Annotated in this window: 5 protein-coding genes and 1 pseudogene; 5 read left to right on the top strand and 1 reads right to left on the bottom strand. The window is 59.2% G+C overall.

Annotated elements, in window-relative coordinates; genetic code table 11:
- The 5 genes from ACIDOCELLA78_RS81975 (at position 1) to ACIDOCELLA78_RS81955 (ending at position 10,286) form a co-directional block, all read left to right on the top strand.
- Positions 1-1,851 (top strand): RNA-binding domain-containing protein, encoded by a 1,851-nt coding sequence (locus ACIDOCELLA78_RS81975; RefSeq protein ID WP_201727594.1) that lies wholly within the window; start codon positions 1-3, stop codon positions 1,849-1,851.
- 62 nt (positions 1,852-1,913) lie between these two features.
- Positions 1,914-4,676 carry a DNA methyltransferase gene (locus ACIDOCELLA78_RS81970; protein ID WP_201727593.1) on the top strand — a complete coding sequence of 921 codons (2,763 nt, stop codon included), beginning with the start codon at positions 1,914-1,916 and terminating at the stop codon, positions 4,674-4,676.
- Between the two features lie 8 nt (positions 4,677-4,684).
- The gene (locus ACIDOCELLA78_RS81965) at positions 4,685-7,504 is read left to right on the top strand and encodes a DEAD/DEAH box helicase (protein WP_201727592.1); all 2,820 of its coding nucleotides are present in this window, start codon (positions 4,685-4,687) and stop codon (positions 7,502-7,504) included.
- Complete coding sequence (gene pglZ / locus ACIDOCELLA78_RS81960; RefSeq protein ID WP_201727591.1) at positions 7,501-9,555, top strand: BREX-3 system phosphatase PglZ; 2,055 nt, start codon at positions 7,501-7,503, stop codon at positions 9,553-9,555. The genes ACIDOCELLA78_RS81965 and pglZ overlap by 4 nt, the downstream gene beginning before the upstream one ends.
- Positions 9,552-10,286: a hypothetical protein gene (locus ACIDOCELLA78_RS81955; protein WP_214006266.1), complete on the top strand. Its 735-nt coding sequence runs from the start codon at positions 9,552-9,554 to the stop codon at positions 10,284-10,286. The genes pglZ and ACIDOCELLA78_RS81955 overlap by 4 nt, the downstream gene beginning before the upstream one ends.
- Positions 10,287-10,310: 24 nt before the next feature.
- Here the strand turns inward: ACIDOCELLA78_RS81955 and ACIDOCELLA78_RS81950 are convergent.
- Positions 10,311-10,910, bottom strand: a pseudogene (locus ACIDOCELLA78_RS81950) (IS630 family transposase); the annotation flags it as partial.
- Positions 10,911-10,942: the final 32 nt, after the last annotated feature.

Below are 10,942 nucleotides of genomic sequence, written 5' to 3'. Positions count from 1 at the left end.
TTGCTAGCCCGCATCAACACGTACGAATGGTCGGACCTCGAAGTGAAGGCGGCGCAGAACGAAGTTCCGCGCGATGCATTCGAGACGATATCGGCCTTCGCGAACACAGCAGGCGGGCATTTGGTTTTTGGGGTGCAGCAGCAGCGAGAGCACTTCGAGGTCGTCGGCGTCCTTGCCCTGGACAAGGTGCAGAATGACTTGCTCAGCGCGCTGCGCTCGCGCGAGAAAATCAGCTATCAGATGGTGACCAGCGACGACGTCATCGAGACGGAGTCTGGCAAGCTGCTCGTCTTCTATATACCGGAAGCGCCGCGCCAGCATAAGCCAGTTTACCTCAATGGCGACATCCGCCGAAGCTATATCCGGCGTGGCGCCGGGGACCAAAGATGCAACGAGGACGATATTCGGCGCTTCCTGAGAGCTGCCGGCGGCCCGTCGTATGAGTCAGAGGTTGTTGACCTCGACCTCGGAGCCAGCCTGGATGCGGCGACCCTGGAACGATACCGGCAGCGCTTCCAGGCCCAGCACCCCAACCACCCGTGCATCCCATATGATAATGCTCACTTCCTGGAGCATTGGGCATTGGCGGTCGCGCGTGAAGTCGGGCTTCGGCCGACACGGGCGGCGATCTTGCTGTTCGGCACCGGCGCCGCATTGCGCACGATGATGCCGCGGCCCTTGGTCGATTGCCGTTGGGCGGACTACCCGTGGGATGCACCGGCTCCGGAGCGGCGCTGGCTTGATCGGCTCGTCTGCGAGGAGAACCTCTGGACCTGTTGGGAACAACTGGCCGATCGCTACGCGCAGAACGCCTCCAAGCCATTCTCGATCGAACTGGGGACAATGGCGCGGCAGGATCGCCCGGAAGACTTCATTTCATTCCGTGAGGCGGCGATCAATCTCCTGATGCATCAAGATTTTGAAGAGACGACGCGGGCCGCCACGATCGCATTCCACCCAGACCGGGTGGTTTTCGAGAATCCGGGCTGCACGCGCGCGCACAAGGCCGATTTGCTTGAGCCAGGCGCCAAGGACGTCCGGAATCCTTTGATCGTCGCCATGTTCCGCCGCGTCGGTTTGAGCGAACAGGCGGGCACGGGAATTGGCGCGATCTTCAGCGATTGGCGCCGCCGCGGCAGGGTGCCGCCGGAGATCATAAACGATATCCCATCGTACAGCTTCCGCCTGTCGCTCCTGGCGAAGGAGCTGATGTCGGAGAGGCAGCTTCTATTTCAGGCTTCGCTGGGTGCCAGGCTCTCAGACGCCGAGGCGCACGCGCTGGCAATCCTGTGTGGCCAGCCGCAGGTCTCCTTGCCGGAATTTCGGGCTTCGCTTGGTATGGGGAGCGCCGACACGCTGGCGGTTCTGGCGCGCCTGGAGACGCAGGTGCTGGCGGCCCGGATCGAACGGTCGGACGGCGCATGCTATGAACTCGCCCAGCATCTCCGTGATCGCTGGCCCATCCCCGGCATGGCCAAGTCGACAGCAGGCAGCAGCTTGGTCAGTGACCAAGCCGCCGAGAATTCGGCGAGCTTAGTCAGTGACCAAGCTCGCGCGCGGGGAGAGAGTGGTCGCCGGCCGTCTCGCCCGGTTGACGAACTCACCGCGCAGCAGCGCCAGCTTCTGTCGGCGTGCGACACGCCCCGCCGCCAAACCGAGTTGATGGAATTGCTAGGCGTGACCCATCGTACCCAGTTTCGGACCTTCCACCTGCAACCCCTAATAGATGGCGGGTTGCTGCAGCCGCAGTTTCCCGACAACCCGCGCCATCCCAGACAACGCTACTCGCTTACCCCCGTCGGTGCCGAGATCGTTGGTCGTCAACTCAAGGCTGAGGTAGCTTCCAAATGACCACTAGGGGCAAATCACCTCGGACCGGCGAACTTTTCGTTGAAGGATCTGGACAACTCCGCTTGGTCGAAAAGTCAGCGGAGCAGCAGGTTCTGGAAAGGGGCAAGGTCGAATGCCTCGGGATGACATTTGATAGCGAAGACGCACGCCGGGCCTTTTTCACCGAGCGCCTTCGCGAGAAACTGACCGACCCTGAATTCAGGAAGACCCCCGGGTTTCCAAAGGGAGCCGACGAGGACATCATCCGGATGTCTGATCCGCCTTGGTATACAGCGTGTCCCAATCCCTTCCTGGCCGACTTCGTGCGCTTGTACGGTAAGACTTATGATCCGAAAGAGCGTTACGAACGTGACCCATTTGCAGTCGACACAAGCGTCGGGAAGACCGATGCGCTCTACAAGGCACACGGTTACCACACAAAGGTTCCGCACCTAGCGATCGTTCCCTCGATCCTCCACTACACGGATCCGGGCGATGTCGTGCTGGATGGTTTTGCTGGCTCAGGCATGACTGGTGTGGCTGCCCAATGGTGCGGTTCTGCACCGGCGGAGTACCGCAAGCAGATCGAGGCGGAGTGGTCGCAACAAGGGCAACCGAAACCAAAATGGGGCGCGCGCCGCGCAATTCTAAACGATCTCGGTCCGGCTGCCAGCTTCATCGCTGCGAACTACACATTGCCTTTCGACGTCGCTGCATTTTCCAGAGCCGCGGAACGCGTCCTTGCCGAGGTCGAGAAGGAACTCGGCTGGATGTACGAGACACTTCACACCGACGGAAAGTCCAAGGGCCGCATCAATTTCACGGTCTGGAGCGAGGTCTTCACCTGCCCGGAATGTGCCGGTGAGGTGAACTTCGTCGAAGAGGCTCTCGATCCTTCCACTAAGCGTGTCCATGATCACTTTCCTTGTCCGCACTGCAATGCTGAGCTGACAAAGAGCCGCCTGGAAAAGCTCTATGAGACAAGGGTCGATCCGGTGATTGGAAAGACCATCAAGACACCCAAGCGTCGAGCTGCCCTGATCGACTATTCAATCGGCAGCGCCAGGTACGAAAAGGCTCCGACACCTGCTGACGCTGCGGTGCTTGATCGAATAGCAGCCATGCCTTTGCCCGCGGAGGTGCCAACCCAACCACTGCCTTACATGCATATGACTCACGAGCGCGCCCGCATGGACTCCGCCGGCGTCACTCATGTGCATCACTTTTTCATGCCGCGTGCTGCGCAAGCTCTCGCATCCCTTTGGCGCAATGCCAATGCTGAACAAAACCGGCGTCTTCGGTCGATGCTTCTCTACTTTGTCGAGCAAGCCATCTGGACAATGTCTATCTTGAATCGATATCGCCCCACGGGATTTTCCCAAGTAAATCAGTATATGACTGGAGTGTACTACGTCGCTTCTCAGAATTCAGAGCCAAGCCCATGGTATGTCCTGGGGGGAAAGGCGAAGCGCCTAGGAACTACATTTTCAGGCCTTCGTAGCAGGCAATATTTTGTAGCTACGCAGACGGGCACCTGCGCCCTTATCCCGCTCCAACAGAACTCAATCGATTATATTTTCACGGATCCACCATTTGGCGAGAACATTTACTATTCAGACCTAAATTACTTAGTCGAAGCATGGCATCGAGTTATTACGGAGCCGGAGCCGGAAGCAATAGTCGATAAAGCGAAGAAGAAAGACGTTAACGACTACCAAGCGCTTATGCGAGATTGCTTCGATGAGTATGCGAGAGTCTTGAAGCCCGGCCGCTGGATGACGGTTGTCTTTAGCAATTCAGCAAATTCCGTCTGGCGAGCAATACAGGAGGCTATGGGAACCGCCGGCTTCGTTGTCGCGGATGTCAGGACTCTCGACAAGCAGCAAGGCTCCTATCGGCAAGTCACGAGCACGGCAGTCAAACAGGACCTTGTCATTTCAGCCTACAAGCCGACGGAGGCTTTGGCTGGGCGTTTTGCCCTAGGGGAGGCGTTGCCAGAAAACGCTTGGGCCTTCGTTACTGAGCATCTTGGACACGTTCCTGTTTTCTCCAGCGTGGCGGGCGTGGCGGATGTGATTGCCGAACGCACTGCGCAGGTACTTCACGATCGGATGGTGGCATTTCATGTTCAACGGCAACTGTCTGTGCCGCTTTCGACCTCGGAGTTTCTGTCTGGGCTGACCCAACGCTATCCCGAGCGGGATAGCATGTACTTCCTGCCGACACAGGTTGCTGAGTATGACCGCAAGAGAAATACCGCGGCCGAGCTTCGCCAGCTCAGCCTTTTTGTCATCGACGAGGCGAGTGCCATCCAATGGGTGCGTCGCGAGCTTCAGGACAAGCCGCGCAGCTTCCAGGATCTCCAGCCTGCATTCATGCGCGAAATCCAGAATTGGGCAAAACACGAGGAGACGGTCGAGCTTAAGGAAATTCTTCGTCAGAATTGTATCCATTACGACGGCAGCGGACCGGTCCCGAGTCAGATCCATTCTTACCTGTCCACAAACTTCAAAGAGCTCCGCAATCTCGCCAAAGAAGATCCCACACTGACCGCGAAGGCTGCAGATCGCTGGTACGTGCCCGATCCAGGGAAGCAAGGCGATTTGGAGAAGCTTCGCGAGAAAACTCTCCTGAAAGAGTTCGAGGCATATAAGCAAGCGAAGGAACGTAAACTGAAGATGTTCCGTACCGAGGCCGTTCGTGCGGGCTTCAAAGCCGCATATGACGGTCAGGACTACAAGACGATTGTCAGTGTCGCCGCCAAGCTTCCAGAAAACGTCCTGCAAGAAGACGAAAAGCTGCTGATGTACTACGATGTCGCGAGCATGCGCCTCGGTGATGAGTGAGGTGATCCATGCAAGCTGGCGAGTGGTGGCACAGCATTGATCACGATGAACCCTGCCGCGTTGTCGATACGGAAACGCTGTGGGGTCAGGCGAGCTGTCTGGTGTGGCTGCCGCGCCGGGACACGGCGGTCAGGGTTCTTCAGAAGCGCCTTATCCCGCTGAAAGCGGGCGGGTCCCATCCGCTTGATCGCCTTTCCTATGTCAGCGCCGGTGCGCGCATCGCGGACGCTTTGGAGCGCGACGCGCTGGTCGCGCCGTTGGAAGGTACCGTCATCCCGCTGCCGCACCAGCTACTGGCGCTCCAGCGGGCGATCTCCGGCGACCGCATCCGCTATCTCCTTGCCGACGAAGTCGGTCTCGGCAAAACGATCGAGGCCGGCCTGATCCTGCGCGAACTGAAAATTCGGGGGCTCGTTCGCAGGATTCTCATCGTCGCGCCCGCTGGCTTGGTCTTGCAGTGGCAGTCGGAAATGAAAGGGCATTTTGGGGAGGACTTTCGCCTCATCCTTCCGAGCAGCCTGGCCGCGTTGCGGCAAGCTGGCGCTATCGACGAAAATGAAAACCTCTGGCGCATGCACGACCAGGTGATCTGCCCGCTCGACTCGGTGAAGCCGATGGACGCTCGACGCGGTTGGAGCCAGGAGCAACTCGCCCGCTATAACCGTGAGCGGTTCGAGGATTTGGTTTCGGCTGGTTGGGACCTGATCATCATCGACGAAGCGCATCGGGTTGGCGGTAGCACTGAACAGGTTGCCCGGTTCAAGTTAGGCGACGCGCTGGCGCAGGCGGCGCCATATCTGCTGCTGCTTTCGGCGACACCGCACCAAGGCAAGTCCGATGCGTTCCGCAGGCTCATTCGGTTTCTCGATCCGGATATGCTGCCGGGAGATGACGCGATTTCGCGGGAAGCCGTCGGTCCCTTTGTCATTCGAACTGAAAAACGTCGCGCGATTGACGCCGCGGGCAACCCGCTTTTCAAGCCGCGCTTCACGCAGCTCGTGCCAATCGAGTGGGATGCCACGCACACAGAGCAGCGGGCTCTCTACGAGGCGGTCACCGAGTATGTGCGCGACGGCTACAACCGCGCCATCAAGGAAAAGCAGACGGCCGTCGGCTTCCTGATGATCCTTATGCAGCGCTTGATCACCTCAAGCACGGCGGCGATCCGAACCGCGTTGGAACGACGGCTTACAGTGCTCGAGCTACCCCAGGGGCAGCTTTCATTGTTTCCCGAAGACATGGCCGAGGAGTGGTCGTCTCTCGACGGCCAGCAACAGCTCGACACCATTCTGAAGACGCGCCTGAAGGGCTTGAAGGATGAGCGAAAGGAGGTCGAACTGCTCCTGTCGGCCGCCCGCCGTTGTGAGGCCAGCGGCCCAGACGTGAAGGCGGTGGCACTGCTTGAGCGAATCCAGCAGCAACAGCGTGAGGAAAACGATCCGCTCCTGAAGGTTCTGATTTTTACGGAGTTCGTTCCGACCCAGGCCATGCTCGCCGATTTCCTGGAACGGCGCGGGTTTAACGTCGTCGTGCTCAACGGCGGGATGGGTCTGGAGGAGCGCCGACAGGCGCAAAGGCAGTTTGCCGGCGACGCCCAAATCCTCATCTCAACGGACGCTGGTGGCGAAGGTCTCAACCTTCAATTCTGCCACGTGATCGTGAATTACGATCTGCCGTGGAACCCGATGAAGATCGAGCAGCGGATCGGCCGTGTCGATCGTATCGGTCAGAAGCACATCGTGCGGGCGATGAACTTCGCGCTCGCGGACACGGTGGAGTTACGCGTCCGTGAGGTTCTGGAAGAGAAACTGGCAAGAATCCTAGAGGAATTTGGTGTCGACAAACTCGCCGACGTGCTCGATTCCGAGGATGGCGGTGTGCCTTTCGAGGCTCTGTTTGCCCAAGCCATGATAGCGCCGGAAGATGCCGAACAACGCGCGGCGGGTGTCGCGGACGAGATCAGGCGACGGGCGGAGGAAGCGCGTGCAGGCTCCAGTCTGCTGAATGCGACCGAAAAGCTGGACCCATCGGCCGCGCAGCATATCGCTAATCACCAAATGCCGTATTGGACAGAAAGGCTGACGCTCGGATTCCTCCGCACTCAGGAGCCGACCGTGGCGTCCGCGACCGCCGCCGCTGTCGGCTTTGATCTGCGGTGGCCGAATGGCGACACGAGCCCGTGCGCCGTATTCAATCGGGACGATGCCGATCGGCCAGGCGCGACGCTGATTTCTCTCGAAGATGAGCGGGTTCGCGGCCTGATAAACAGCCTGCCCGTCTTTGCGCCAGGGCAACCGATTCCCTCCGTTGTGATTCCAGATGTCTCCGACAAAACAACTGGCGTCTGGTCGTTGTGGCGGATCAGCCTGCACACAGCCGGCGGGCGGGAGCAGCGTTTCCTCGCGCTGTTCGTGAGCGACGATGGTCGTGTGTTTGGTCCGACTGCGCGAACGGTTTGGGACCGTCTGATCGACCTTCCGGTTGGGCTGAGCCAAGCGGCCGACGATCTATCCGACGCGCCTGCGTTGCGGGCGTACAACGCCAGCCGGAGCGCCGCCGAAACGCAAGGGGCAGCGGTCTTCGAAGAACTTTTGGCGGCTCACCAGCTCAGTATCCTTCGCGAGCGCAAGAAGGGTAGCCACGCGTTTGCGTCGCGTCGACGTGCGATTGAGCGTTTGGGCTTGCCACAGGTCCGGAATTACCGGCTCCGAATTTTGGCTGACGAGGAGCAGGCCTGGACCCGAGAGCTTTCAGTGAGGGAAACCGCTCTACCGGATCTCGCGGCCGTTCTGATGGCCCGCGTGTCACCGATAGGCAAGAGCATATGATCGCTCATGCCGCCGCCAGTACCTGGCGAGATCCCATACTTGCCCAGTTCACGCCCGACATCGCCACGGTCGCACGCCTCACCGTCGTCGCCGACCCGGATGAGCTGCTGACCGAGCAGGGCGTTATTGACGGTATTCGCCAGCGCGGATTCGAGATTGTCCCGTTCGAGGATCACGTCGCGTTCCGCTACGCCTATGAGCGGCGCTTTCGTGAGGTTTGGGACAATGGGAGGGACACCAACCTCGTTGTCGTTTTGCGAGCGACGCGATCGGATGTGAGTGGCCTTCCGTTCGACCTCCTTGAGCAGGCCAAACGCGACCGCCGTCTGCTCTCGTTCAGTCTTGCGGAACTGTTCCCGTCCTTAGCTCCGCATGTGCTGTCAGAGTTGGATCGGGGTGACCTCGATGCAGTTTCCGCGGCCCAGCAACTTTTCAAACCCGAGCCCCTGGGTGAGAACGCCACGCGTGACTTTCTGCTGCGCCACGTATTCCGACTCGATCCTGCGCAGATCCAGGATGACGCGGAGCTCCTTCGTGCGCTCCTGCGACGGCATTATAGCGGGAAGATCATTCCAAAGTCTCTGGACGACCGACTGATCCATTTGTTGCGATCAACGGATCGATGGCTGAAATGGCCGCTCGATCAGATCGTCCCAAATCGAGCAAATTTCCTGGAGTTTTTGCAGGAACGGTGGCCGATATTCGTACGTCAGCGCTTGGCATTGCCGCCAAGCGGACTGCGCGAAGAAGCCGAGCCCTACGGTCTTCAGTTCTCCGGTCCCGTGGATCTACCGTTCGACCACGACGACGTTCGTGTCTATGTCGATAACCTATTTACCGATGGCCTGCTGACGCCAGTTGACGGCATCTCCCGTTCACTCGTCGCAGGGTCATGGATGGCTGTTGGTGTCGCGGGGTCTACAGGCGCGGACCTGACTTCGCGCTTCCGAAAACTCCTGCAGCTTCTGCAGGCTGATAGCCCGTTGCCTAACAGCGATCACCAGGTGTGGATTCAAGCCGCGACACGATGGGCCGAGGTCGTGGCGCTCCGCTGGTCACTGCCCGAGGATTTGCCACCAGAGGACAAATCACGGTTCGAGACGGCACACCGCGAGATCGAGCAGCGCTTCCAGGAATGGATGGTAGCGCACTATGGCGCCCTGCACAGTCTGTCGTATCTACCGCGGCCGGCCATGGTTCATCAGATACCGCGGTACATGGCCCATCGGATGGCGGCGAAGGGGCCGGCGCGGAAGCTTGCCGTGATCGTTATCGACGGCCTCGCCATGGACCAGTGGGCAGTTGTCCGCCAGGAGATGCCGTCACGAAAATGGCTCACGGAGGAATTCGGCCTCTTCGCCTGGGTGCCGACGCTGACCTCTGTATCTCGTCAATCAATCTTCGCGGGTGATCCGCCCTTCTTTTTCGGCCAAAGCCTGGATACGACGCGCAAGGAAGAGCAGCATTGGACGCGGTTCTGGGACGATCGCGGCGTTCGCAAGGGCGACGCCGTCTATGCCTGCCAGGGTACCCTTGAAGACGACGATGCGTTCATAAAAAGGGTAATTGAAAAGATCGATCAGCCCAGATGCAGAGTCGCCGGCATCGTCGTCGGGACCATTGATCAGATGCTCCACGGCATCGTCAATGGAACCGATGGGATGCACGCGGGGGTCCGACATTGGGCGAAGCGAGGATCCCTCTGGCGGCTCCTGGACGCGATGCTCGAACGTGGCTTTGAGTTGATCCTGACCGCTGATCACGGAAACGTCGAGGGCGTAGGTATCGGTAAACCAAATGTGGGTGCGACCGCCGATGAACGTGGCGAACGCGTGCATGTTTTCTCGGACGCGCTGTTGCGGTCGAATGTCGGTGAGAAATATCCGGGCTCACTGGAATGGCCATGCATCGGATTGCCTGAGGACTACCTTGCTCTAGTTGCTCCAGCGCTCCGTGCTTTCATCGGCGAGGGAAAGCGAACAGTGGCGCATGGCGGGATATGTATTGAGGAGGTGATTGTTCCGTTTATCACCATCGCAAAGGCGGAATGAGCATGCCCGAAAGACGAAGAATCGGGTTTGACCGAACGATTGCTGCTGAGTGGCTGGACGCCGCTGTCGCCCGAGTGCTGACTGGAGAGTCGCCAGATGCCACGAGGAAATTTCTCTGGGAATTTCTGGAAGGTGTTGAATCGGGCACGACCAACAATAGCAGTCGCGGAAAGACTCTCACTGTTTTGACCCGGATCTGGGTGTCCGTGCCAATACCGTCTGAACCCCTAAAGCGTGCCGCGTTGCAATGCGTGACCAGTGCGTCTGGCGAAAAGCGGATCGGGATCCATTGGGCGATGGTTGCTGGCACTCATCCCTTCTTTTTCGATGTAGCGACCCAGGTCGGGAAACTGATCAAACTACATGGCCAAGCTAATCGATCGCAAATCAAACGACGCATGACTGAGACCTGGGGAGATCGCTCTACGCTTGAGCGCACCATTCAGCATGTACTCCGGTCTTTGACTCACTGGGGGCTGCTTCGGGCCGGCGAAGAGCATGGGGCCATCGTTGGCCCGGCCTACCGAATTAGTCTGGGAGATGACATCGGCCAGTTGCTTCTACACGCCGTCTTGCTGGCGCACGGGAAGGGTTTGCCGTTCTCTCATCTCATCGACCACCCAGCCTTGTTCCCGTTCGCCATCCAAGTCACAGCGCGAGATTTGATGCGCAACCCGATCTTTCGGGTGCAACGCCAGGGTGATCAATCAGACTTTGTCGAATTGGCATAGGATTCAGGTATCGGTTAATATTACTCAGCAGTCGGTAATATAGGCGACAGTTGGTGCTTTGAAGAATGATTGCACGAGACGTGGTTTGCGCTTGATGGCGGCGAGTTGGGCTTCGATTTTGTCCTGAAGCTTTTCGCCTTGGCGTAGCGGAGTCCGGGCGACGCCCGTCCGCTTCATGTGGCTCCAGACCAGTTCATCTGGGTTCAGGTCAGGGGCGTAGCCTGGCAGAAAATGCAACGTCAGCATTCCATTGGTCGACGCCACGTAGGCTTTCACCAGCGCTGTTTTGTGGGCAGGCAGCCCGTCGAGGACCAGGTGCACCGGCCTCGTGCGGTGCCGCATCATCCGGCGTAGCAGCGCTACGAACAACTCAGCATTCAGGCCGCCTTCATAAGTGCAATACCAGAACCCGCCGCGGGCTGTCACCGCCGAGGCGGCGCTGATCGATTGCCGTTGGCCCGGACGCTCGACGATCGGCGTCTGTCCCTTCACGCCCCAGGTCTTGCCATGCACGGCGTCGGCCCGAAAGCCGGACTCGTCCCAGAAAAAGACCTCGCCGCCACAGGACTTGGCCTGCCTGGCGATTTCAGGAAACCGCTCACGTCGCCATGTGTTGATTTCCGCTGAGATCTGACCCGGGAAGGCCGGATTTTTCC

The sequence above is a fragment of the Acidocella sp. C78 genome (assembly GCF_907164655.1).
The sequence above is the reverse complement of the archived record's forward strand: the minus strand, read 5'-3'. Positions and strand labels throughout refer to the sequence as shown.